At 33.5% G+C, this 25,636-nt stretch carries 23 protein-coding genes; 15 read left to right on the top strand and 8 right to left on the bottom strand.

Features of this window, described 5'->3' with window-relative positions:
- Positions 1-56 precede the first annotated feature (56 nt).
- Both purB and EMN46_RS13755 read right to left on the bottom strand, forming a co-directional pair.
- Complete coding sequence (gene purB, locus EMN46_RS13750; protein WP_154201396.1) at positions 57-1,394, bottom strand: adenylosuccinate lyase; 1,338 nt, start codon at positions 1,392-1,394, stop codon at positions 57-59.
- 211 nt (positions 1,395-1,605) lie between these two features.
- Positions 1,606-3,327 carry a DUF3078 domain-containing protein gene (locus EMN46_RS13755; RefSeq protein WP_154201397.1) on the bottom strand — a complete coding sequence of 574 codons (1,722 nt, stop codon included), beginning with the start codon at positions 3,325-3,327 and terminating at the stop codon, positions 1,606-1,608.
- 525 nt (positions 3,328-3,852) lie between these two features.
- Between EMN46_RS13755 and EMN46_RS13760 the strand changes: the two genes are divergently transcribed.
- On the top strand, positions 3,853-5,235 hold the full coding sequence (locus EMN46_RS13760) for a tryptophanase (protein ID WP_154201398.1): 1,383 nt from the start codon (positions 3,853-3,855) through the stop codon (positions 5,233-5,235).
- Between the two features lie 236 nt (positions 5,236-5,471).
- Here the strand turns inward: EMN46_RS13760 and EMN46_RS13765 are convergent, their stop codons facing one another.
- A complete protein-coding gene (locus tag EMN46_RS13765; protein ID WP_154201399.1) occupies positions 5,472-6,164 on the bottom strand; it encodes a tetratricopeptide repeat protein in 693 nt (230 codons plus the stop codon).
- 214 nt (positions 6,165-6,378) lie between these two features.
- Here EMN46_RS13765 and EMN46_RS13770 point away from each other — a divergent pair, with 214 nt between their 5' ends.
- The gene (locus tag EMN46_RS13770) at positions 6,379-7,482 is read left to right on the top strand and encodes a DNA replication/repair protein RecF (RefSeq protein WP_154201400.1); all 1,104 of its coding nucleotides are present in this window, start codon (positions 6,379-6,381) and stop codon (positions 7,480-7,482) included.
- A gap of 45 nt (positions 7,483-7,527) precedes the next feature.
- On the top strand, positions 7,528-7,818 hold the full coding sequence (locus EMN46_RS13775; RefSeq protein WP_154201401.1) for a DUF721 domain-containing protein: 291 nt from the start codon (positions 7,528-7,530) through the stop codon (positions 7,816-7,818).
- A 55-nt stretch (positions 7,819-7,873) separates the two neighbouring features.
- Here EMN46_RS13775 and EMN46_RS13780 read toward each other — a convergent pair whose 3' ends face one another.
- Positions 7,874-8,293, bottom strand: coding sequence for a nucleoside-diphosphate kinase (locus tag EMN46_RS13780; protein WP_154201402.1), 420 nt, complete (start codon positions 8,291-8,293; stop codon positions 7,874-7,876).
- Between the two features lie 249 nt (positions 8,294-8,542).
- Between EMN46_RS13780 and EMN46_RS13785 the strand changes: the two genes are divergently transcribed.
- Positions 8,543-9,580, top strand: coding sequence for a bifunctional oligoribonuclease/PAP phosphatase NrnA (locus EMN46_RS13785; RefSeq protein WP_154201403.1), 1,038 nt, complete (start codon positions 8,543-8,545; stop codon positions 9,578-9,580).
- Between the two features lie 72 nt (positions 9,581-9,652).
- On the opposite strand, the gene EMN46_RS13790 is transcribed toward EMN46_RS13785, so the two are convergent.
- Both EMN46_RS13790 and EMN46_RS13795 read right to left on the bottom strand, forming a co-directional pair.
- Positions 9,653-9,856, bottom strand: a complete 204-nt coding sequence (locus EMN46_RS13790; RefSeq protein ID WP_154201404.1) for a hypothetical protein — start codon at positions 9,854-9,856, stop codon at positions 9,653-9,655.
- A 249-nt stretch (positions 9,857-10,105) separates the two neighbouring features.
- Positions 10,106-10,813 carry an SAM-dependent methyltransferase gene (locus tag EMN46_RS13795; RefSeq protein ID WP_154201405.1) on the bottom strand — a complete coding sequence of 236 codons (708 nt, stop codon included), beginning with the start codon at positions 10,811-10,813 and terminating at the stop codon, positions 10,106-10,108.
- Positions 10,814-11,368: 555 nt separating this feature from the next.
- Here EMN46_RS13795 and EMN46_RS13800 point away from each other — a divergent pair.
- From EMN46_RS13800 to EMN46_RS13830, 7 genes are all read left to right on the top strand, one after another.
- Positions 11,369-11,872, top strand: a complete 504-nt coding sequence (locus EMN46_RS13800; RefSeq protein ID WP_154201406.1) for a hypothetical protein — start codon at positions 11,369-11,371, stop codon at positions 11,870-11,872.
- A gap of 22 nt (positions 11,873-11,894) precedes the next feature.
- A complete protein-coding gene (locus EMN46_RS13805) occupies positions 11,895-12,674 on the top strand; it encodes a Rossmann-like and DUF2520 domain-containing protein (RefSeq protein ID WP_154201407.1) in 780 nt (259 codons plus the stop codon).
- A gap of 83 nt (positions 12,675-12,757) precedes the next feature.
- Entirely contained in the window at positions 12,758-13,285 is a 528-nt protein-coding gene (locus EMN46_RS13810; protein WP_154201408.1) for an HAD family hydrolase, read from the top strand.
- A 64-nt stretch (positions 13,286-13,349) separates the two neighbouring features.
- On the top strand, positions 13,350-14,309 hold the full coding sequence (locus EMN46_RS13815; RefSeq protein WP_154201409.1) for a UbiA family prenyltransferase: 960 nt from the start codon (positions 13,350-13,352) through the stop codon (positions 14,307-14,309).
- A 4-nt stretch (positions 14,310-14,313) separates the two neighbouring features.
- The gene (locus EMN46_RS13820) at positions 14,314-14,892 is read left to right on the top strand and encodes a Maf-like protein (RefSeq protein WP_154201410.1); all 579 of its coding nucleotides are present in this window, start codon (positions 14,314-14,316) and stop codon (positions 14,890-14,892) included.
- A gap of 37 nt (positions 14,893-14,929) precedes the next feature.
- Positions 14,930-15,295 (top strand): four helix bundle protein, encoded by a 366-nt coding sequence (locus EMN46_RS13825; RefSeq protein ID WP_154201411.1) that lies wholly within the window; start codon positions 14,930-14,932, stop codon positions 15,293-15,295.
- Between the two features lie 333 nt (positions 15,296-15,628).
- Positions 15,629-17,809 carry a S46 family peptidase gene (locus tag EMN46_RS13830; protein ID WP_154201412.1) on the top strand — a complete coding sequence of 727 codons (2,181 nt, stop codon included), beginning with the start codon at positions 15,629-15,631 and terminating at the stop codon, positions 17,807-17,809.
- 176 nt (positions 17,810-17,985) lie between these two features.
- On the opposite strand, the gene EMN46_RS20465 is transcribed toward EMN46_RS13830, so the two are convergent.
- Positions 17,986-20,262: a T9SS type B sorting domain-containing protein gene (locus EMN46_RS20465; protein ID WP_154201413.1), complete on the bottom strand. Its 2,277-nt coding sequence runs from the start codon at positions 20,260-20,262 to the stop codon at positions 17,986-17,988.
- A gap of 277 nt (positions 20,263-20,539) precedes the next feature.
- Between EMN46_RS20465 and EMN46_RS13840 the strand changes: the two genes are divergently transcribed.
- The 4 genes from EMN46_RS13840 (at position 20,540) to EMN46_RS13855 (ending at position 24,000) form a co-directional block, all read left to right on the top strand.
- On the top strand, positions 20,540-21,826 hold the full coding sequence (locus EMN46_RS13840) for an ABC transporter substrate-binding protein (RefSeq protein ID WP_154201414.1): 1,287 nt from the start codon (positions 20,540-20,542) through the stop codon (positions 21,824-21,826).
- Between the two features lie 84 nt (positions 21,827-21,910).
- On the top strand, positions 21,911-22,615 hold the full coding sequence (locus EMN46_RS13845; protein ID WP_154201415.1) for a GTP-binding protein: 705 nt from the start codon (positions 21,911-21,913) through the stop codon (positions 22,613-22,615).
- 56 nt (positions 22,616-22,671) lie between these two features.
- Complete coding sequence (locus tag EMN46_RS13850) at positions 22,672-23,700, top strand: ATP-binding cassette domain-containing protein (protein ID WP_154201416.1); 1,029 nt, start codon at positions 22,672-22,674, stop codon at positions 23,698-23,700.
- 57 nt (positions 23,701-23,757) lie between these two features.
- Positions 23,758-24,000, top strand: coding sequence for a hypothetical protein (locus tag EMN46_RS13855; RefSeq protein ID WP_154201417.1), 243 nt, complete (start codon positions 23,758-23,760; stop codon positions 23,998-24,000).
- 63 nt (positions 24,001-24,063) lie between these two features.
- Here EMN46_RS13855 and EMN46_RS13860 read toward each other — a convergent pair whose 3' ends face one another.
- Positions 24,064-25,248: a mechanosensitive ion channel gene (locus tag EMN46_RS13860; RefSeq protein WP_154201418.1), complete on the bottom strand. Its 1,185-nt coding sequence runs from the start codon at positions 25,246-25,248 to the stop codon at positions 24,064-24,066.
- Positions 25,249-25,636 lie beyond the last annotated feature (388 nt).

Consider the following 25,636-nt stretch of genomic DNA (forward strand, 5'->3'; position numbering starts at 1 on the left):
AAAAAAAACCGCAGAAGTTTAACTCCTGCGGTCTTTCAGTAAAATGTGTATTGATATTAAACTCCTGTATAGTTCGATGGAGTAATTGCTTTCAATTCAGCTTTTAAACTATCTGAAATTTCAAGTGTATCGATAAACTCAGCAATACTGTTTTGAGTTACGTTTGTGTTTGTACGTGTTAAAGCTTTCAATGCCTCGTAAGGATTTGGGTAAGCTTCTCTACGCAAAATAGTTTGAATAGCTTCAGCAACTACAGCCCAGTTTGCTTCCAAATCGGCAGCAAATGCATCTGGAGAAAGAATCAATTTATCCAAACCTTTTAATAATGATTTGAAAGCAATGATAGAGTGAGCAAAAGGAACACCAATATTTCTCAATACAGTTGAATCTGTAAGATCGCGTTGTAGGCGTGAAATAGGTAGCTTTGCCGATAAATGCTCGTATGTTGCATTAGCTAATCCTAAATTACCCTCAGAATTTTCGAAGTCGATAGGGTTTACTTTATGAGGCATAGCTGAAGATCCAACTTCTCCCTCTTTAATTCTCTGCTTAAAGTAATTCATGGAAATGTAAGTCCAGAAATCACGATTCATATCTATTAATATGGTATTGATACGTTTGAAATTATCAAAGATTGCAGCCATATTATCGTAGTTCGAAATTTGAGTTGTGTACTCTTCACGCTCAAGTTTTAATGACTCGTTTACGAATTTATCACCAAATTTTTTCCAATCAATTTGTGGGTAAGCAACATGATGTGCGTTGAAATTACCTGTAGCACCACCAAATTTAGCTGAACAAGGAACTGATTTTAGTAAGTCTAATTGCTTTTTAAGACGGTACACATAAACCTGAATTTCTTTTCCCAAACGGGTAGGAGTTGCTGGTTGTCCATGAGTACGAGCCAAAAGAGCGATGTCTTTCCAGTCATTTGATAAACTTTCCATCTTCTCGATTAATTCGTCTAAAAGAGGGTAATACACATCGTGTACCGCATCTCTTAAAGAGTATGGCGTTGCTGTGTTGTTTATATCTTGAGAAGTCAATCCAAAGTGGATGAATTCTTTATATTTATGAAGATTTAAAGCATCGAATTTCTCTTTAATGAAATATTCAACGGCTTTTACATCATGATTCGTTATAGCCTCAATGTCTTTAACTTTTTGTGCATCTTCAACAGTAAAATCTAGGTATAAACTGCGTAGTTCATCAAAATTGTTTTTATCGAAATCGGCAAGCTGAGGAAGTGGGTGCTTGCAAAGAGAGATAAAATATTCTACCTCTATCAATACGCGGTATTTTATAAGTGCGCACTCCGAAAAATACTCTCCCAATACGTCAACCTTATTACGATAACGTCCATCAATAGGCGAAATAGCTGTTAAACTGTCCATTCTGTAAAAATTAAGTTGTAAAATGATTATTTAGTTTTGCAAAGATAATTAAAGTGAATGAGTAAATAAGTGATTAAGTGAATTTGTAATATTGTTTGTTATTTTTTTTAACACTACATATTTAGGGTGTTGAGTATAAGTAGTATAGTTTGTCTTGTTGATTGAGTTTGATAACAGAACAAAAGTTTGGTTTCAATATCTTTAGTTTCTCTTAAAATTGGTACCTAATTCCAACAGCCAGATTTTCTTTAAACTGGACCTTCGTTCCTGTGTCATCATCAGATATTAAATAGGTGGATATACTTGTTGTTAAATATTGACTGATTGGAAGATTTAAAACGAATTGCCAATCAACATCAATATTTTTTGCCGTATTGGAATAGCTAGAATAAAATTCCAGTTTATTTTCCATACTTATTTCTTTAGTGATTTTCCATTTATGTAATAATTTAATATAGGCACCGACTTCTTTTTTTATTTTTTCATTAGCATCAATACCAAAAGCTGTTTGATCTATATTTGTTGTGTCATTAACTATGGTATACTTTGCTGTAAAGGGTGAGAGTAGCATAGAAAAATTTGGTTTAGGCTTATAATCTAAACCGATTGAGCCCAAAATATAAGCAGGAGCAAAGAAATTCGAAACTAATTTTCGTTCTTTATCATCCGAATAATTGTAGCCTCGAACAAACTGAGTTTTTAAGTTAAACATAGAGGTATAGTACCATTTCTTAAAGGCTAAATGTCCGAATTTAGTATTGATTTCTAGTTTATCCTGATTTTTACGGAATTCGTTATCTCCTGATTTTAAAAGACCATATTCAAAATCAATTGTGTTTTCCCACGATGTTTTATTCTTTTTATAATTAGCGAAAGATTTAATACCAGCTAGGGTTGATATGGAACTTTCTCCACCTTCGGCCCATTCTTTACTTACATGGCCTTGGTTAAAATCGAGTTTTACAATGGTCCCAAATTTCCAAATATCAACGTATCGTTTGTATTTTTTTAATTTTGCTAGTTTGAAGCCATTGGGCGATATCTCTTTTTTTAATTTTACGTTAGCACCTTTTCTTTTTGTGTTTCTGACTGATTCTTGATAAATATCATCATCATAGAGAATCTTTATACCTTTGCTTGCTGTGTTTTGTAGCCAAATACCTATAGAATCTTTTTTGCTCTTTTTTAACCAAAAGCGTTTGAAATCAGTTTTGCCGTTGTTTATCCAAAATGCTAGCGAATCGTTCATGGCATTTTTCACGGCGAATGAAACGGAGTCACGACTAATCTCTCTGATCCATTGGTGTACCGAGTCATTTTCTATATAATCGAATAATTCTGCATATTTTTTTGAATCGTTTTGTAATTCGAATTTATCATCTTTCGAGAGGCTATCATTTTGTTCTAATAATTCTTGCTCTAGTTCAATTTTTTTAGACAATTCTTTAAGTGCATCTTCAGTTTGTCTTTTTTCGATATAGGACTTTAAGTAAGTTACCATATTTCTGATGCTATCATTTTTCACATAGTCGAGCAAAGTACTTACTGCATTATCTAAATTCTTATCTTCTTTACTTTTAGCTTCCACCTCGAGTTCACCTAGTAAATATTTAAAATTAATATTTTTAATATGTTTAAGTGGATCTTGAAACCTTAGTGTATTTATTGAAAAATCAGAATAATATTTTGTTTCAGATTGCGAATGAGCAATTATATAAGCTGATTTTGGAAGAGCAATTGTTTTAATTTGAATAGAATCTCGTTCAGATTTTTTAACCCGAGGAAGTGGCGTATTATTTATGACACTTATGCTTTGAGGGGTAGAATATATGGAATTTTGAATTTTATATGTAGATGTTTGTGCCTTACTCTCCAATGAAAATAGGAATGCTGATTGAAGTACTAGAAGCAAGAGGAAAAGCTTGTGATTCATCTTAATGAGTTTGTTTGAGCATGTGAGTTAGTTTTAAACGATAATCTCACATTCAGATCTGATTTATTATTGACTAAAAACAAAAATGAGAATAAAATTCCTTGAAAAAAACAAAATGCAAGTATAAATATGCTTAAGCGATCACAAAATTTTGCGTGGCATTTTTTTTATAGTTTTAAAAAAACTAAATTTAGCGTATTGGTAAAAATGAAGACTATGAAAATGCATAATCGACTTTCGAAACCCACATTGAATAATTTTCTTAATATTAAAAACCGCGACGGATATCACTACTAGTCGTGAGTTGTTTTTTGACTACTCCTTAGTTTATAAAAGCTAATCCTATTTTATTACAATTTATTAGATCTTAATTATAGTTCACACTGTAATTGCGTGCGCATACATTTGTTTTTCTCAGATGTCTAATGTTTTGGCACATCTAATTATAAACAGAATAAAAATACTTCTTGTTTTGATAATGAGAAGTTTAATCCGATGAATTTTTTAAAACCCTAAAATAAAATCATGAAAATACCATTTGCAGAATCGTTTAAAATTAAGATGGTTGAAACCATTAAAAGAAGTACTCGTGAAGAGAGAGAGAAGTGGCTTAAAGCAGCTAAATATAATTTATTTAACTTGAAAAGTGATGAGGTGTTTATTGACCTTTTAACAGATTCAGGAACTGGTGCAATGAGTGATAAACAGTGGTCTGAGATGATGTTAGGTGACGAGTCTTATGCCGGTGCTCGTTCGTACTATAAAATGAAAGATGCGATTAAGAATATTTTAGGTTTCGATCATTTTTTACCAACACACCAAGGTCGTGCAGCAGAAAATGTATTGTTCTCTGTATTAGTTAAGAATGGCGATGTTGTTCCTGGAAACTCTCATTTTGATACGACTAAAGGTCATATTGAGTTCAGAAAAGCAAAAGCAATTGACTGTACAATCGATGAGGCTTTCGATACGGAGATCGATCACCCATTTAAAGGTAATCTTGATCTTGTGAAATTAGAATCAGTTCTATCTTCTCATCCAAAGGAGAAAATTTCAATGATTATTGTGACTGTTACTTGTAATTCATCTGGAGGTCAGCCGGTTTCTATGGAAAACCTAAAAGGTGTAAGAGCTTTAGCTGATAAATATAAAGTTCCAGTATGCTACGATTCGGCTCGTTTTGCAGAAAATGCCTATTTTATTAAGCTTCGCGAAAAAGGATATCAAGATAAAACGATCAAAGAAATTGTAAAAGAGATGTATCTGTATGCTGACATGGCAACAATGAGTTCTAAGAAAGATGCTATTGTAAATATGGGTGGGTTTATTGGCATGAAGAGTAAGGAACTTTGGAAGCAAGCCTCTACTTACAATATTATGTTCGAAGGATATGTTACGTACGGAGGTATGTCTGGTCGGGATATGAATGCTTTGGCGCAAGGTCTTGATGAGGGTACTGAGTTTGAATATTTGGAGACTCGTATTAAGCAAGTTGAGTATTTAGGAGCTAAGCTTGAAGAGTATGGTGTCCCATTCCAAAAACCAATTGGTGGTCACGCTATATTTGTTGATGCTAAAAAGATTTTAGGGCATATTCCAAAAGAAGAGTTTCAAGCTCAAACTTTAGGTTGTGAGTTGTATCTAGAAGCAGGTATTCGTGGAGTCGAAATTGGAGCTATCCTGGCTGATAGAGATCCTGAGACGAGGGAAAACCGTTATCCAGATTTGGAGTTGTTACGTTTAGCTATTCCTAGAAGAACGTATACAAACAATCATATGGATGTAATTGCTGCTGCTTTCAAAAATGTTTATGATCGTAGAAAAGATATTAAGCATGGTTTTAAAATTACTTATGAAGCTCCAATTATGAGACATTTCACAGTTGAGTTAGAGAAGATTGACGAATAGATCTTTATTGTTTTAGCATAAAATAGAGCTCTCTTTGGGGAACTTTATTTATGTTTATAATCTCTGATTATTAATTCCATAAAGTATAGATAATCGTAATCTTTAATAGTGCTTAGTTTTTAGGAATGTAATTTTAAACAGAATCTTTTATGTGTGGTTTGGAATTACTATGTAGTTAAACAGAAAAAAAGCGAAGATCATTGATCTTCGCTTTTTTTATATTTATAATGTCTTGATTATTTCAAGTTCAATTTGGCACGAGTTATATATTTTTCGATATCACGAGCTTCAGAAGATTTACCAAAATCTTTTTCGATAGTTTCGTAAGCAGCTAATGCTTCTTTATAATTACCTGTCATTTCGTAAGCAAAACCTGCTTTTTGAAGGTATATAGGTGTTGTAAAGTCATTGGTATTTGAAGCGCTTGCATTCATATAATTTGAAGCCGCTTTTTCGTTATTACCAAGTTCCATATAAGCATCACCAATTGCAGCTTTTGCTAGGGAAGAAAGAAGAAAATCATCTGAAGAGAAATTTTCTAAATAGTTAATTGCATTTTGGTATTCGCCTAAATGAAGGTAAGAAACGCCAACATAATAGTTCGATAAGTTTCCTGCTTCTGTTGATCCATAATTATCAATAATATCAAGAAAACCATCATAGTTACCATCACCATTGATAGCAAGGTTAAAAGAGTCTACTTCAAAATAACGTTGTGCTTGGAACATTTCAGTTTGAGCATTTATCTCCATAGGAGCTCTATAATATTTTTGGTAAGCAAAAATAGCAGTTGCTACTAGGATTACAGCTATAGCAATATAAGTTAATTTCTTTTGGTTTTTCTCTATATATTGTTCTGTTCTACTTAAAGCTTGTTCAAAGTTTTCAAAATTATCTTCGTGATCCTGATTGTTTTTGTTTGTAGACATATTCTAATTATTTAATGTTTTATTTTTTCTAACGCAAATGTAATTTTTTTTGTGAATATTACGACAATTTTATTGCTAAAAAGTGAATACCAATTTTACTATGAATAATGAGTGAATTTAAGCCTGTATTTGAATTTATTCGTATTTTTGAGACGGAATTGTAAATCTAAACATAAAATCAGATTGTCCGATCCTTAAAGCAAAAATAAAATATATGTATTTAGAGCGTTTGTCCCTTATAAATTACAAGAATATAAAAGAGTTGGAAATTGAGCTTTCGCCTAAAATTAATTGCTTTATAGGTAATAATGGTATGGGGAAAACCAATTTGCTTGATGCTGTTTATTATTTGAGCTTTTGTAAAAGTTATTTTTCATCAACCGATCAGCTTAATATTAAACACGAAGAACTATTTATGGTTCTTGAGGGTAATTATAAGCGTAAGGAGATGGACGAGTTGATTTATTGTGGAGTTAAACGTGGTCAGAAAAAGAATTTTAAACGGAATAAAAAGGAGTATAAAAAGCTTTCTGAGCATATTGGACTTTTACCAATTGTAATGGTATCTCCAGCTGATGTGCGTTTAATTACCGATGGGAGTGATGAGAGACGTAAATATATGGATAGTGTCATTTCTCAATACGACAGAAAGTATTTGGATGATTTAATTCGATATAACCGAGTTATTTTGCAACGAAACAAATTGCTTAAGGATTTTGCTCGTCGTGGTAAATTCGAAGAGGATAGTTTAGCTATTTGGGATGAACAAATGATTATTCTTTCTGCTTCGATACATGAGAAACGTAAGGATTTTCTAAACAAATTAATGCCTGTTTTCCAAGAGTATTATAATATTATATCTAAGGGGAATGAAATTGTAAAATTGGAATATAAATCGCAGTTAAACGATCATGAAATGAGAGATCTTTTGCGTCATGCTCGTTTAAAAGATCAGGTGATGCAATACACAACTGTGGGCATTCATAAGGATGATTTAACACTTTCGTTGGGTGATTATCCTATCAAAAAAATGGGCTCGCAAGGTCAGCAGAAAACCTATTTAATTGCTCTAAAGTTAGCCCAGTTCGAATTCATTAAGAAGTTATCAGACTATAACCCAATTTTATTACTCGATGATATTTTTGACAAGCTAGATACGCATCGTGTAGAACAAATTGTTCATTTGGTTTCGGAAGAACGATTTGGACAGATCTTTATTTCCGATACGAATCGCGATCATTTGGACCAAATACTATCATCCTTAGATCTTACATATAAATTATTTGTCTTAGACGACGGATCGGTTACTAATTTATAAGTTTACTTTTTTTGACCTTTAACCATTACTTTTATCCTCAGAAATATGCGCCGCTCTAAAACACAGAAAATAGAAGAACTTGTGAAACTAGTTTTAAAAGAACAGGGCCTAGATGTAAAATTAAAAGAGCTAGAGCTGATTAAGACTTGGGAAAAAGTGATAGGTAAGAATGTGGCGAATGCAACAACCGACCTTTATATTAGAAATAGAAAGTTGTTTGTTAAATTACGATCATCTATTATTCGTAACGAGTTAATGCTGATAAAAACAGGATTGATTCAGGCCTTAAATAAAGAAGTAGGAGGGAAGATTATTGACGATATTGTATTAAGATAAAAGGTTTAAAAAGTAGTGAGCTTTTTAAACCTTATCCAATTTCTATAATGAATTTTTAAAAAATCTCGCAGCCTGAAAAGTGGAATGCACCTTCAATGCAAGCATTTTCATCGCTATCAGACCCATGAACAGCATTTCTTGACATCGACTCAGCAAATTGTTTACGAATTGTTCCTTCTTCAGCTTCAACAGGATTTGTTGCTCCAATTAATTTTCTAAAGTCAGCAACCGCATTTTCTTTTTCAAGAATAGCTGCTACAATTGGTCCTGAACTCATAAAGTCTGTCAAATCGCCATAAAACGGTTTATCCTTATGTACTTCGTAAAAAACTTCAGCTTGTTTTTTTGTGATTTGAGTATATTTCATAGCTGCAATTTTAAAACCGCCTTTAGTAATTGCGGCTAAAATATTACCAATATATCCATTGGCTACAGCATCTGGTTTTATCATTGTAAAAGTTCTATCACTTCTCATAGTTAATTAATTTTTAGTTCATGTGATGAATGTAATCAATCTTAGTAAAAATACAATAGAAATGATCTTGATCTTTTAATTGCTTATACCGTGTTTTTGTAAATTACTTAGAGGTAGAAATGTTATAATTAAATTGTATAATCACTCATTTTAGAGCATAAGCATAAAGTCTTATCATTGTTTGATTAGGATAGAATTTAATTTAGATTCTTTTTAAAATATTGAGTAATTTAGCAAACTTGAATCATAATGAGAGGAAATAGAACCATGCAAAATAGAATAAACAAAGAATTGAGCTTAGAAGCCAAAGACTATATACTAAAAGCAAATCAAATAGTTATTGTGCCTCATGCAGGACCCGATGGTGATGCTATAGGTTCGTCATTAGCTTTAATGCGCTATTTGAAAAAGCAAGGAAAACAAGTTAAGGTCATTTGTCCTAATGCTTATCCTGAGTTTTTGACTTGGTTGCATAGTGAGGATGAGTTGGATGTTTTTGAAAAAACAGAAGAGGCTTGTACGACATATATAAATGATTCTGATTTGATTTTTATTCTTGATCATAATTCATTTAAACGATCAGGTGATGTAGGTAAATTGCTGGAGAAACAAAAAGCTCCTAAAATTATGATTGATCATCACCCAATGCCAGAAGCTATTGCAGATATTACCCTTTCTGATACGGCTATGTGTTCTACATGTGAAATGATATACGAATTTATCGATGCTATGGGAGGTAACGACCAAATTGATAAGGATATTGCTGAGTGTATTTATACTGGTATTATTACGGATACTGGAGGCTTAAGCTACAATTCATCGAATGAGCGTATATATCAAATTGTAGGTGCTTTGATGAAAAAAGGAATTGATAAAGCTAAAGTTCACGATAAAATATACGATAATTACTCGGCTAACAGAATGAAGCTTTTAGGTTATTGTTTGAATGAAGGTATGGAGCTTTTGCCAGAATATGAAGCTGCAATTATTCATTTAACTAAAGAAACACTTGCCGCTTTTGATTATCAAGATGGTGATACGGAAGGTTTTGTTAATCATCCTCTTTCCATAAAAGGGATTAATATTTCGGTCATCTTTATGGAAAAGGACGATACGGTTAAGATCTCTTTTCGATCTAAAGGCGATATTCCAATCAACCAAATGGCTCGTGACTTTTTTAATGGCGGCGGTCATATTAACGCAGCTGGTGGACGTACTTATGAAAGTATGACAAAGGGAATTGAGAAGTTTAAAAAAGAATTACCTGCTTTTTACAAAAGCTTGTAGTTTAAATACGATATTATTACAAACACAGAGCCCACTCTTTATTAGAAGTGGGCTCTGTTTTTATAAGAAAGTCTATTTATCTTTAGATATTCCACTTTTTATTCCCCTCAATAGAAGAAACCATATTGGTAGAATAAATAAGAATACAATAGGTGTTGAAAATGCTTTGCTCGCCATATTTACACCAATCATTATTCCAGTTAAAAAGCAGCCTAATAAGAATATCAGAATCGCTTTTCTCGAAATTGTATATTTCCCAATTTTGAACGATATCATGAGTTATATTTTAAATATTGAGTTGAATGAAGTGTTATCAGTATGATTTTTAAAATTAATAAATTATGGAATGAATATAAAAAAAAAGATTCACACAATTACATAAGTCACAGAATTTCCATAATAAGATTAAAATATGTTGATTCTGAAAATTCTGTCATTATGGGGCATTTTAATACATAAGGTTCTTTCATAAAAAAGAGACAACGATTATCTCTATAGCTCTTCAAATATTTTATCAAACGAAGTTTACTTATCCTTATGCAATAGAAAAATAGTAGGACGTTTGTGTAATTCAGGCATTTCATTTTTCCACTGTTTAGCAGGGAGGGTTTTTATGAATTCCGTTTCCAAAGTAATGTCAACGGCTACACAAATTTTAGTTCCCGCACTACATTCTTTGGATAAATCTTCAAGCAATTTCATGTTACGATAAGGCGCTTCAATAAAAATCTGAGTTTGATTTTCATTAGCAGAACGGTTTTCGAGTTGTTTAATTTTTTTAACACGCTCACCATCTTTAATGGGAATGTAGCCATTAAAAGCAAAACTCTGTCCGTTAAAACCCGAAGCCATTAGCGAAAGCAAAATAGATGAAGGACCAACTAAAGGAATTATTCGAATGTTTCTTTCGTGAGCCAACTTGACCACATCGGCACCAGGATCGGCAACACCAGGACAACCAGCCTCCGAAATGATGCCTATATCGTGATCTTTAATTGCTTTTAAATAGCCTGAAATAGCATCAGGAGAACTGTGTTTGTTTAGTTCGTAAAAACTTAGTTCATCTATATCAATATTGCGATCAACTAGTTTTAAGTAACGACGTGCCGTTCTTATATTCTCAACAATAAAATGTTTGATTGTTGGAATTAGTTCTTGAATATTTTTGGGAATAACTGAATCAAGGCCTGAATCGCCTAGAGTCGTTGGTATTAAATATAGTTTACCTTTCATATGTTTTGTAATGGAATGTGCATGATTAAATTCATGGGCAAATGTACACATATTTAAGTATTACTCGTTCCGTAAGACTCATCCTATTTATAGATCTAAATTTTAATGCTTCCGTTCGCCACTTTACTTGTTAGGTTGCTAACTTGAGGGCTTCCGTTTGCTTCTTGACCTTTTCCGTGCGTCGGGTGAGTGGTTCCGTTACCGAACGGAGCACCTCCCCATGCGAACGGAAGGGTATCTTACCGAACTGAGAGCTTCCTTTGGCGAACTGAAAGCCACCCGATGCGAACGGAAGGGTATTTTACCGAACTGAGAGCCTCCTTTCGCGAACTGAAAGCCTCCCGATGCGAACGGAAGGGTATCTTACCGAACTGAGAGCTTCCTTTGGCGAACTGAAAGCCTCCCCATGCGAACGGAAGGGTATTTTACCGAACTGAGAGCTTCCTTTGGCGAACTGAAAGCCTCCCCATGCGAACGGAATACCTCCCGAATGTAACGGAACAGGTTTTTGTTTATATAATCGCTATTATCAGGCAAATAATTTAAATTTGTGGCATGGATAAAATAAAGGCAGAACAGGAGAAAGAATTTATCAGTCGTATCTTTATCGATGAGATTGGGCGGTTGCAGAAAGAAGGCTTTTATTTCTTCTCATTTATACTGATGGGACAGGCTATTGAAGCTTTAGGTTGTTTTCTCGATAACAAGCCAATGAAGGCAAAAGCACAATCATCTAAACGATTTTCAAAAGGATTGAATATCTTAATGGGGAATAAATACCGTGTGGTAAACAATGACCACTGGTTGTACGACAGATTGCGTAATCAGTTAACCCACTCCTTTGTGCCAAGCAAGTCGCTTTACCTGCTTTCTCGCGATAAGCAAACAGAAGAATTAAATCATCTTGAATGGTATGATGATCGTTTGGTTCTAGTTGCTGAGGATATGTATGATGATTTAAAAGGCGCTTGCAAACATCTTTTTTCAATGATTGATAAATGTAAGGTGCCTTTGAAAAATATAGCAGCTTCGCCTGAAGATTTATTATTACATGAATAACCTAACCCGAAAGATATCGAACATGATTAAAAAGATTGTATTTATTGGAGCTGGTAATTTGGCAACGCATTTGGCTTTGGCTTTAAAAAAATCGAGCTTCGAAATTTGTCAGGTTTATAGTAGAACCCAAGTTTCTGCTGAAACTTTAGCTAAGCAAGTTGGTGCTGTTTCGTGTTGCGATTATGCAAAAGTAAATCGTGAAGCCGATCTTTATATCTTCGCTTTAAGCGATAAGGCTTTGCCATCAGCTTTAGAGACGTTACAATTGAAAGATAAATTTTTAGTGCACACTGCAGGTAGTCTACCTATGTCGGTATTTGACGCTTATACTTCAAACTATGGGGTTCTCTATCCACTTCAAACTTTTTCGAAAGCACGTCAAGTCGATTTTTCTAAGATTCCAATTTGTATTGAAGCTAATAAACCTGAAATAGAATCCGATTTAATGGAAATTGGAAAGAAGATTTCGAACTCGGTTCAACTTTTATCCTCGAAACAGAGAAAACAGCTGCATATGGCAGCCGTGTTTACCTGTAATTTCACCAATCATATGTATCATATTGGGCAGCAATTATTAACAGATGAGGGTTTAGAATTTGATCTGTTAAAGCCCTTGATTATGGAAACAGCTGAAAAAGTTCAAGAATTATCGGCAAAGGAAGCTCAAACGGGACCTGCTGTTCGTTTTGACGAAGAAATTATAAAAGCACATGAGGAAAATCTAAAAATGTATCCTGATTTTCAAAAATTGTATAGATTTGTAAGTGAAAGTATCCATGGGATGCAAAAAAATAAAGAATAAGAAGTAAACGATTGAATGATAATTGAGTAAGTGTGTAATGTTTCACTCAAGTCTGATATCTATTATCTCAATAATAAATAAATATGGCCTTTTTTAAAGAAGATTTGATGAAAGTTAAGGCTTTCATTTTCGATGTGGATGGAGTATTGTCTACCGAATGTGTCACTATCGATTCTGATGGTGAATTGTTGAGAACTGCAAATACGAAGGATGGCTTTGCAATTCAGTATGCAGTTAAAAAAGGTTATCCTGTTGCAATTATCACGGGAGGAACGTCTAACGCCATAGAAACACGATACCGTGGGTTAGGTGTTAAAGATATTTATATGACGTCGAAAGATAAGATTGCTGATTTCGAAGATTTTTTATCAAAGTATAATATTGCAGAAGATAATATTATGTATATGGGTGATGATTTGCCTGATTATGAGGTGATGCAACGTGTAGGTGTTCCTACTTGTCCAAAGAATGCTGTGGTTCAAATTAAAGAAATTTCATCGTATATTTCTGATATGGATGGTGGCTGTGCAGCTGTTCGTGATGTGATAGAACAGGTTCTTCGTGCTCATGGTAATTGGTTTGCAACTGACACCAAGATTCAAAGTATATAATATTATTGGTCATTAATATTCTGTTAATTAATAAGATCATTTTTTCACTTTAACCTTATTTATAATGCTCAGTTTGCTAAAATTAATTCGCTTACCTAACCTTATAATTATTGCTTTGACTCAATATGCGATGCGATATTTTATTATACAGCCTATTTTGGCGATTAATAGAATTAAGCTACAGCTAAGCGATATTAATTTTGCGATATTGGTTTTGGCGACTCTTTTTATTGCTGCAGGTGGGTATATTATTAACGATTATTTTGATGCTAAAGCTGATCGCCTTAATAAACGAGATGTTATTGTAGGTAGAAAAATTAGTCGTCGAATAACACAGGTCTTGCATCAAGTTTTTAATTTTATAGGTCTTGTGTTAGGTGCTTATGTCTCCTATAAAGTTGGTCATTGGCAGTTTGTTTTAATCTTTTTTATGGCAGGAGGCTTGTTGTGGTTTTATTCTATTTCGTACAAGAATCATTTTATACTAGGCAATTTAGTCTTAGCTTTTATATGTGCAGCAATTCCATTTTTGGTAGTTGTTTTCGAAATTCCACCTTTAAATAAAACCTATGCTGAGGTCTTGGTTACTTCAGGGACTAACTTCGATTACCTTTTATATTGGGTTGGTGCTTTTTCATTCTTTGCTTTTTTTTCTGTTTTAATTCACCAGTCTATACGCGATTTAGTTTCGATAAAAGGAGATAAAGAAATTGGACGTAGAAGTTTGCCTTTTGTCATAGGGTTTAGATGGACTAAAGTTGTCATAGTAGGTTTAATCTTGTTTTTATCAGTATCGGTTTTTGGTGTGTGGTATCAGTTTTTGAATGCCCCAGTTGATAAAATTACTCCTTGGTACTTTTGTTTATTAATTATTGTTCCACTGCTTTTACTTGCTTATTTGGTTATAAAACTGAAAAAGGATGAAAGCTTAAAATTTGGAATCTTTTTATTACGAGTGGCTATATTATCAGGAATTTCATATGCTTTTGTAGTCAATCACATTCTCTCAAATACAAACTTTTAAACTTATGTTGAATAATCTTAAAGATTATCAATTGATATTGGCTTCTCAGTCGCCACGACGTCATCAGATGTTGAAAGAGTTGGGGCTTGATTTTAAAATCCAAACCAAAGATGTTGAGGAGGTATATCCCGATCATTTAAAAGGTGAAGAAATACCTATTTATTTAGCGAAACTAAAGGCTGAGGCTTTCGTGCTCGATATGAATGAGAAGGAATTGGTGATTACAGCTGATACCATTGTTTGTGTTGACGATATGGTTTTAGGAAAGCCAAAAGATAGAGATGATGCCGTAAATATGTTGAAAACTTTATCGGGTCGTTCTCATCAAGTAATCTCGGGTGTTTGTCTTAAATCTAAGAATAAAGAAGTGTCATTCTCAACCACCACGCATGTTCATTTTAAGAAACTGAGTTTAGAGGAAATTGATTATTATATCGATAATTATAAACCTTTCGATAAAGCAGGAGCTTATGGTATTCAGGAGTGGATTGGTTTTGTTGGCATAGATGGGATTGAGGGTTCTTATTTTAATGTAGTAGGTTTACCAATTCAACGCCTTTATCAAGAATTATCTGATTTTTAAAACTGCCTATTAAATTATGAGTTAAGATTTATGAATTATGAGCGGAAATTTGATCAAAGAAAAGTCGTTTCGGTTTGCAGTTAGAGTCGTAATGCTTTATAAGTATCTTAAAAGTGAAAAGAAAGAGTACATATTAAGCAAGCAACTTATGCGTTCTGGGACTTCGATTGGTGCTAATGTACGAGAAAGTCAAAATGCTGAAAGCAAAGCCGATTTTATTCATAAACTTGCTATAGCTCAAAAAGAAGCTGATGAAACCTTGTATTGGTTAGAACTACTTAAAGAGACTGATTATATTACAACAGAGGAGTATCAGTCTTTAGAATCGGATGCAACCGAATTATTGAAAATAATTAGAAGCATCATATTAACAACAAAGAATAATAAAGCAATTAAAGCTTAGATGGTAAAGTTAATTCATCATTCATAACTGATAATTAATAATTATAATTTGAAGTATACAGAAGACGATGAAATCACGTAATTCGTAATTAAAAATTCGTCATTAATTTTAAATAAAGGGATTAAAGCTTAGGTAGTGAAGTTAATTCATCATTCATAACTGATAATTAATAATTATAACTAGAAGTATTCAGAAGAGGATTAAATCTCGTAATTCGTAATTGAAAATTCGTCATTAATTATATACAATAAAGAAAAACAAAGGAATTAAAGCTTAGGTAGCGAAGTTAATTCCTCATTCATAATTTATAACTCATAATTATAAAATAAAACTATGTTAAGAAAATTGACATTATTGCTGACGGTTCTTCTATTATTAGTCGGGAACCAAGTTAAAGCAGATGAGGGAATGTGGATTCCTATGTTGCTTAAAAAGTACAATATTGAAGATATGCAGAAAGCTGGATTTAAGCTTACTGCTGAGGATATTTACGATGTAAATCAGGCTTGCCTGAAAGATGCTGTAATTGGTCTAGGCCGAGAAGGTAGACCTTTTCATCATTTTTGTACTGGAGAATTAATTTCTGATCAAGGACTTGTTGTAACCAACCACCATTGTGGATATGGAGCTATTCAGGCTCACTCTACATTGGAACATGACTATTTAAAAGATGGTTTTTGGGCAAAGAACAAAGGTGAAGAATTAGTAAACGAAGGTATTACGGCTTCGTTTTTTATTCGGATGGCCGATGTAACTGCTGAAGTTCTAAAGGGAATTAACGATGATACAAAAGAAGTTGATCGTTCTAAAATCATTAAAGAAAACATCAAGAAAATTGAAGCTGAAGCTGAGAAAAACACAGATTACCGAGCTAGTGTAAAAGCTTATTTCGCTGGTAATCAGTATTTCCTTTCTGTGTATGAAATTTTCAAGGATATCCGTTTAGTGGGTGCTCCTCCTTCAGCTATTGGAAAATTTGGTGGCGATACTGATAATTGGATGTGGCCTCGTCATACAGGAGACTTCTCTATGTTTAGAATTTATGCTAACAAAGACAATAAGCCTGCTTCTTATTCTAAGGATAATGTGCCAATGCAACCTAAAAAATCATTTAAAATTTCACTGAAAGGTGTTAAAGAAGGTGATTTTACAATGGTATTTGGTTACCCAGGAACAACAACGGAATATTTGACTTCATCTGCCTTGGAGATGATGACTCAGGTTGATAACCCTAATAAAATTAAGTTGAGAACTAAGAAACTTGATTTAATGCGTGCTGATATGGATGCTTCTCCAATGGTGAGAATTCAGTATTCTGCAAAATATGCTGGCGTTGCTAACTCTTGGAAAAGATGGCAAGGTGAGATTAAAGGATTGAATCGTTTGAATGCAATTGCTAAGAAAAAAGAACTTGAAGCACGATTTGAAAAATGGGCTAATTCAGATGCTAAGTTGAAGGCAAAATATGCTGGTATTGTTTCTCAGATGAAAGATATTTACGAAGAAATGACGCCATACAGTTTAGCTCGTGATTATGCTATTGAAGCTGGATTGTCTGGATCTGAAGTTGTGACATTTGCAGGTAACTTTAGAAAACTAGTTTCTTTGGATAAAAAAGACACAGAAGCAATTTCTAAAGAGGTAAAAGTTTTACAAAAGAAAGCAACTTCTTTTTATAAAAACTATAATAAGGCTACAGATCAGAAATTACTAGGGGCAATGATGAGTATGTACTTCGGTAATGTTGAAGCTAAATTTCAGCCTGAAGAGTTGAAGGTGATTGCTAAAAAATTCAAAGGTGATTTTAAAGCTTACGCAAAAAAAACGATGGCTAAATCGGTGTTAGCAAATCAAGTTAAACTTGAAAGTTTATTAGCTAACTATAAGGCATCAAATGCAAATAAAATAGCAAAGGATCCTGCTTACATTTTAGCAATGAGTATTCTTGATTTGTACAAAACGGGAATTAGCCCTAAGTACTCTGAATTAAAGAATAAGGCTGATATGTTACAACGTACTTATATGGCTGGTTTAATGGCTATGGATTCGGATAAAGTATTTTATCCTGATGCTAACTCGACTTTCCGTGTTCATTATGGTAAAGTTGCTGGTTATAAGGCTCGAAATGCTGTAACCTATGACTATTATACAACGCTTGAGGGTATCATCGAAAAGGATAATCCAAATATTTTCGATTATGATGTTCCTCAAAAGTTAAGAGATCTATATGCAAGTAGAGATTATGGTCGTTATGGTGAAGCTGGACAGATGAATGTTTGTTTTGCTGCTACAAATCATACTACGGGTGGTAATTCAGGTTCTCCTGTATTAAATGCAAATGGTGAGCTTCTAGGATTGAATTTTGACCGTTCTTGGGAAGGTGTCATGTCAGATTTGATGTATGATCCTTCTATATGTAGAAACGTATCATTAGATATCCGTTATGTCTTATTTATCGTTGATAAATTTGCAGGTGCAGGTTATCTTATTGATGAAATGAACATAGTGGAGTAGTTCAAATTGAAGAATAAAATAAAGGCTGTTGGAGTAATCCGGCAGCCTTTCTTATTTTAGGATGACACATATTTGAGTTGTGTTTTACACCATCTTAAGAATACGCTTACGGAAACTAATAACCGATATGGTAGTTAATCCGAACTCAATATCAAGTATAATTAGAATATGTATTTTTATCTTATAAGGGCAAATTTACCTGCCTTTTTTCTAGTAACACCATTCGTATAAGTGATGTCCAGGTCGTAGTAATAATTGTCCATTGCCTGTTTTTGCCCATTGTATTTACCATCCCAACCTTGGTTTATATCTGTTGTTTCAAATACTTTTTTGCCCTCTCTCGAGTAAATTTTGAGATCTATTTTACCAATATCGATACCGATGACAAATATGAGATCATTATGCGTATCTCCATTAGGTGTAAATGCTTTTGGTAAGCCAACGAAAGGGTAGTCGTTTAAGAATTTAACATAGATGGTGTCGCTGGCAGAGCATTGTGCTTCATTAACCACATTTATCCAATACGTACCTGTATTCTCTATTTTAATCGATTTGCTTATTTCACCAGTCGACCAATTATAACTTACTTCATCAATATTGGCATTCAACTCCAGTTCAATATTTGGGAAATCTATAATGTCTTCACCAAGATTAACAATAGGTATTGGGAACACAGTAATATTTATTTCGGCACTTTCAATATTGCCCAAATTATCTGTTACCTCCAATATATAATTTCCTTCTGTTTTCAAATATATTTCAGATTCATTATTATTCTCATCAATCCAATTGTAAGTTAAAGGGTTAGAAGGATGTCCTAATATTTGTGGAACAATTAGAACTGAATCTCCTTGACAAATACTTCTGTCTTCGCCCAATTCAATTCTAAATTTTTCTCCATCTCTGTAGTCAATGTTAACAGTATCTGAATTTGCACAGCCATATTCATCAATGACATTAACCCAAAGGTCACCGCCAGAATTGACCGTAATCAATTGGCTTGTTTCAAGTGTACTCCATTTGTAGCTTGCTCCAGTATTTTTAGCATCGAGTTGTTTACTTTCTCCATCCCACAAAATAAAATCGTCTCCTAGGTCTACAATAGGTTTTGAGTGATAATAAATTTGAGAATTAGCAGTTTGTGAATAGCCATTGGGGTCTGTAGCGGTTAGTGTATAAACACCCTCACTATTAATCTCAATTATTCTCTCAGTAGATCCTGTGCTCCACAAATAGGTGTAGGTCTGATCAATATCCGTATAAGGGCTCAAAGTCATTGTTTCTTGAGCACACATGTGTACTATGTTGGGTAGATTAAGGGTAAATAAGGTAGACTGATCTTTTACTGTAAATGATTTGGAATTACTACATCCATATTCAGATGTGATCATTACTGAATAATCACCAGGGCTTGAAATCTCAATTTCACTCGTTGTTTCTCCTGTAGACCAAAGATATGTACATCCTTCTTTTTCAATATTAATTTGAATTGGCGCCCCATTCATCATTATCACATCATCAATGTTTATTTCAGGTGCATCGTGTATTGTTACTGATATACTTTCAGTTATTTCTTGCTTATCTCTTTGGTCGGTAACAGTTAGTTCATATTCTCCAGATTTATTTACAACTATTGTTTCTGTTGTTTCGCCAGTGCTCCATAGGTATGAGTATTCTGAATTAAGATCTATTGTCGGTTTTAATGTTGCAGTTTCACTAGAACAAATATTCTGATCTTCACCTAAATCAATGCTGAATGCACTTTTTAGGTCGATATTACTGTAAATAGTGTCACTATTACAACCAAAGCCTGATTTTTCAATCGATTTGAAAGTTGTTATTCCAGCTGCTGCTTGCCATTTAACTCTAAAGTTGATGTATTTGTTTATACCTACAATTTCTGTTTCGTAATTAATTTGAGTAGCATCGTTTGGTAGTTCTAAACTGTATTGGGAGCTCATTCCAATTATGGCTGTGTAATCCACTTCGGAGTTTATCTTAATCTTATCTTCGAAGTTTTCAATACTAGGTTTGGTTAGTGGGTAAACAGTCAGCTCTCTAGTTCTTTCATCTTCGTTTATTTCAAGTTGGGTACCGTCTTCAAGCCAGGCTTTTTCAATGCGAACATTAAATTCTTTAAGGCTTTCAGTATCATTTATAAAGCTAATTTCGAAGTCAAAAGTACCTATGTTTATTCCTAAACCATTATTCATATTTTGAGAAGGTTCTCCATTTATAGAATAGGAAGCAAACCATATTTTATCTGATGGACCTGAAATCTCTAAAGATGATATTTGTGAAGAAGAGATATTTCCGTTGTTAAGAGGGCATAATATTTTGGTCGATTCATTTATGAATTCAACGGTATCTGTTTGAGAGTAAACATGCGAATAGATACCGAGTAATATTGTGATACTCAGCATTCTAATCGCTATTTTTACTAATGATCTCACAAGCAGTTGAATTTATTTTGACAAATGAAACCTATCAACAAAGTGAATTGTTGGTATAAAGATACGAAAAAGCAGACATTTAATCTAAGATAACGTGATGTTCGTCTATTGTGTGCTGTTATTTGTCATCGTTTTGTGATGAAATTGATGAATGTCGTAATGACGATTTCTGTTGATTTTTTCAGAAAAAACGAAGGATTGTAACATTGGTTACGTTTTAAAACCTGTCTTAGCTCTATTTTTGTTTTAGAAAATTAATATATATAAGCTCACAGATATGGAGAATCAATATTTTAAAACAACCGATAGTTTACTTGATATTTGCACGCGTTTCCCAGAAACAATTAAAATTTTTGTTTCAAATGGATTTAAGCAATTGGAAGATTCTAAGAAAAGAGAACTTTTCGGTAAATCTCTGACTTTAGAGATGGCTTTAAAAATGAAAAAGCTAAATGTTGATGCATTTGTGTCTTTATTGGTTGAAGGTATTGATTTAACAAGGAATCAAGTTGATGGGGATTTGAATCAGAAACCAACTAGTACTGATGAGGATGCTGTTCATATTCAAGGTTTATTGCCTTGTCCGGTTCGAGTGCCATTGGTTGAAGGTATTGATGCTTTTATTGAAGATTATAAAAAAACGAATGATAGAGAGATCGTTTATGATTTAAAGGCTGCTTCTATGGGACTTGATTGGTTAATGGATGATGTTATTAATGAAGATAATCCTGATAAATTAGCTGATATTTTTATATCTGCAGGTTTTGATTTATTTTTCGACGATAAGTTGATGGGTAAATTTAAAAAACGTGGTGTTTTTGCTGATAGCACAGGTTTTGACCGATTAAATAAGGATTTCGATAATGAAGATATTTGTCTTAAAGATCCTCAAGGACACTATTCAATGATTGGTGTTGTGCCAGCTGTATTTTTGGTGAATACTGTTGAGCTAGGTGAAAGAGAAGTCCCTCGTACTTGGGCTGACTTATTAAAGCCTGAATTTAAGAACAGCGTTAGTCTTCCAATAAGTGATTTTGACTTATTTAACTCTATGTTGTTGCATATTCACAAAACCTATGGAGAAAAAGGTGTAAAAGGCTTAGGCGAATGTTTGTTGGAGAGTATGCACCCATCTCAAATGGTGAAATCTCACAATAAAAAGAAAAACAGACCAGCGATTACAATTATGCCCTATTTCTTTACAAAGATGATAAAAGAGGGTGGTAGCATGGTTGCTGTTTGGCCAGAAGATGGAGCTATTATTAGTCCAATTTTCATGCTAACTAAGCAAGATAAATTGGATAAGACGCAAGATGTAGTTGACTTTTTATCCTCAAAAAAGGTAGGTGAAATTCTATCACATCAAGGTTTGTTTCCAAGTATAAATCCTGAAGTCGATAATAGACTTCCTGAAAAGAATAAATTTATGTGGTTGGGTTGGGATTACATCAACTCAAACAATATTGGAGAATTAATTGTTAAGTGTGAAGGAATCTTTAATAAAGCGATAAAGGATAACAGCTTTAAAAATATGGGTCCTTTAAGTTTCACACCGCAATCTTAATTTAGAATTGATTAGTTTTAGAAATCAATTTTGTAAACGATAAGTTTGCATTAACTCAAAATTTAACAGATATAAACTTAAGATATGAATCTAGTTACTGTGTCAGGACCACCTTCATCAGGAAAAACAGCCGTTATTTTAAAAACCATTGATTCCGTTAAAAAGCGTGGATTAAAGGTTGGTGTTGTGAAATTCGATTGTTTGTATACCGATGATGATATTCTTTATGAAAAAGCAGGAGTTAAGGTGAAGAAAGGGCTTTCGGGTTCACTTTGTCCAGATCATTATTTCGTAAGTAATATTGAGGAAGTAACGCAATGGGGATTAAAGGAAGGTTTAGATCTTTTAATAACCGAAAGTGCTGGTTTATGTAACCGTTGTTCGCCATATATTAAATCTGTTACTGCTGTTTGTGTTATCGATAACTTGAGTGGAATTAATACTCCCAAAAAAATCGGCCCCATGCTTAAAACAGCTGATATTGTAATTATTACAAAAGGTGATATCGTGTCTCAAGCTGAGCGTGAAGTATTTGCTTCGAGAGTAAATGCAGTGAATCCAGGGGCTACAATTATGCACGTAAATGGATTAACAGGGCAAGGTGCCTATGAGTTAAGTACTCTTTTATATGATGATAAAGCTGAAGTGAAGACTCTTGTTGGTGAAAAATTGAGATTCTCAATGCCATCTGCTCTTTGTTCATATTGTTTGGGTGAAACTCGAATAGGAGAATCATTCCAAATGGGTAATGTTAGAAAAATTGACTTGAGCGATAAAAAAGACAAGTAAAATACTTTGAGTATTTATAAGTTAGATGTATTTAAGCTAAAACACAGATTCGAAACATGATTACAATTAACGATATACAGAGCAAAACGCTTACCGATTTATTTGAGCAATATCCTTTTTTACCAGGCTTCTTCGAAGAGCATACATTGGAATTAAATGGAAATTTAGATATCAGCCTTTTTGACTATTTGGCTTTTCTTGATGACGAGGAAGAGCAAGAAAATAGAGCTATGGATAAGGCTCAAGTTTTAGATTCAATGTGTATTTATATTGATCAGATGCTTGCATTTTTAGGCGAAGATGAGGATGATGGCGTTAATAGTATCACATTATTGCCAGGTACAAATAAATCTGGTGAAGCTGAACAGTTTGGTGAGTTAATAATAAAGAAGAGTGAGATTGTTTGTATTGTAGGGGCTACAGGTTCTGGTAAAAGTCGATTATTAGCTGATATAGAATGGGTTGCTAAAGGTGATACGCCAACTTCACGTTCGGTACTCATTAATGGAGAAATTGGTGATTCAAAATGGCGCTTAGATTCAGGGAATAAGTTGGTTGCTCAATTGTCTCAGAATATGAATTTTGTGATGGATTTATCGGTTTATGAATTTATTGAATTGCATGCACAGTCTCGTTTGGTAGAAGATGTTGAAAGTGTTATAAATAAAATTTTTGCTCAGGCAAACGACTTGGCGGGTGAAAAGTTTGAGTTGACAACGCCTATCACAAGTTTAAGTGGAGGACAGTCAAGAGCATTAATGATTGCTGATACCGCTATTCTTAGTAAATCACCTATTGTTTTAATCGATGAAATTGAGAATGCAGGTATTGATAGAAAACGAGCTTTGGATTTATTAATAGGTGAAGAGAAAATTGTTTTAATGGCAACCCATGATCCAATTTTGGCATTGATGGGAGATAAGCGTATTGTGATTAAAAATGGTGGCATTCATAAAGTGATTGAAACTAGTGTTGAGGAACAAAAGTTATTAGGAGATCTTGAAAGAATGGATGCTGTTATTCAGAATATGAGAAATAGACTACGTCAAGGAGAAATAATTCAGAAAGAAGATATTGGATTTTAGATTGTCATTTCAATCTAGTAATATAAAATTACGAACTAACATTAAAATATAGATATTATGCACGATGGATGCGCAGGTAGTTTCGAGAATGGTCAACAAGTAGTTGATAAGGTTAGAGATATGGGGTTTTCAGAGCAGTTGATGCCAATGCCATTAGAAATTGAATGTCATGGTTGTAAAGAGACATTTACAATGGAAGAATTTGAAGGACATTGTCCTAAATGTGGTATGGTTCACGGTGTAACGCCTTGTCATGCTTTCGATCCAAATAATATTATGGCTGCAGGTATAGGATATTAATTGTATCACTTAAAATAGAGTAAAGGGGTACGTCATATCGTACCCCTTTCTGTTTGTCATTATTTAGTCATCTTTTCGGAATTTTTTCAAAATGTGTTCCATTTGTTTTCCGGCAGCTTCTCGTCCACCCAAACCAAAGGAGAGAGCAACCGCAACCGCAATGGCTCCTAAAATTAATCCAAATGCAAGGTTAATAATGTCGTTAGCAATTCCCATTGAACGTAAGCCAATAGCAAGAAACAACATGATAGTTGCGAACTGAGCTATTCCAGCAATTCCTTTTGTTCCTTCCGATCCGGAAAGAGCTTTGTAAACTAGTTTGGCTATGAAATTACCTATAGCAAGGATAATCAAACCAAAGAAAATTTGTCCCATTAGTGTCATAAGTCTACTTAGAATATCAACTAATGAGGTAAACTCCATTATTTCTAAAGAGGAAATGATTCCCGCAAACATGATAAAAAAGAAGACAATGTTACCAATCATCTTAGAAATTGAGCTGTCTTGACCTATAATTTTGTTGAGACCCATTTTTTCAGAAAGTTTATCAAATCCTAAATTAGCCAAAAGACTTTGTAGTACAGGTACAATAAATTTTGCAACAATATAGAATACAGCTAAAATAATTATTCCACCAATAATTTTTGGAATTGCTAGTAAGAAGGTTTGAAGCATTTCTGTAGCAGGTGCCGAAATGACTTCCATTTTAAGAGCATCCAAAGCCACAATTAGGATGGGGATAAAAATAAAGAGGAAAAGAATTTGCTTGATGATGTTGACCAAATCTATATCTTTGGTAAAGCCCAATTTAAGTGTTGCTTTTTCGATTGGACTTGCCACTAGGCCAATAAGTTCAGATACAATTCGGGCAATAACATAACCTGCAAAGGCAATAATAATAGCTCCAATTAGGTTGGGAACAAAACTAAGAAAATCGTTAAGCATCATGTTTAAAGGAGCAAGAGCTTCTTTAATTCCCATAATGTTGAGAACTAGGAGAACCACATAAAGCATAACTAAATAGTAGACAAGTTTGCTTAGTCCACGCTCTAGTTTTAACTTGTTTTTCCCTTCTTTATTTATTTTCTCATCTAACTTCATTTTGTGTAGAATTGAATAAATTGCTCGTTTAATAAGTAGAGCAATTAGCCAACCAATGATGAGCGTAACTAATGCGCCCAATACGCCAGGTAATAGTGTGCCAACTTTTCCCATTAAGGGTTCTAGTAAATTTCCTATGTATTCCATTTGTATGTATTTAGGTGTTAATAAATAAATTTGAATATTAGTTAGAGAGTGGGTGTTTTGTATAGTGAAATACAACTTGTGTTATATTTGTGAAGAACACCAGGAGCAGTAGAATAAAAACAGGTCTAAGATTAATAATGCTTAAACCTATTTTTATCAGTAAGTTAAGCATTATTTTTTTGGATGTCAATAGTTAGTTTTATTGAAAACTAATGAACGAGTGGTTATAATTTGACAGAAGTTCTTCGATATTGTCTTTTGCTTAATTATTTTTAGGCCTATATAGGCGATGGAAAATGTTTTTTTTATGTGATATGGTTCATGGCGTAACTCGATATCATGTTTTGATCCAAATAATAATTTAGCTGTAGGTTATTAATAGAATTTA

The organism is Ancylomarina sp. 16SWW S1-10-2 (assembly GCF_009669305.1).
Lineage (GTDB): Bacteria > Bacteroidota > Bacteroidia > Bacteroidales > Marinifilaceae > Ancylomarina.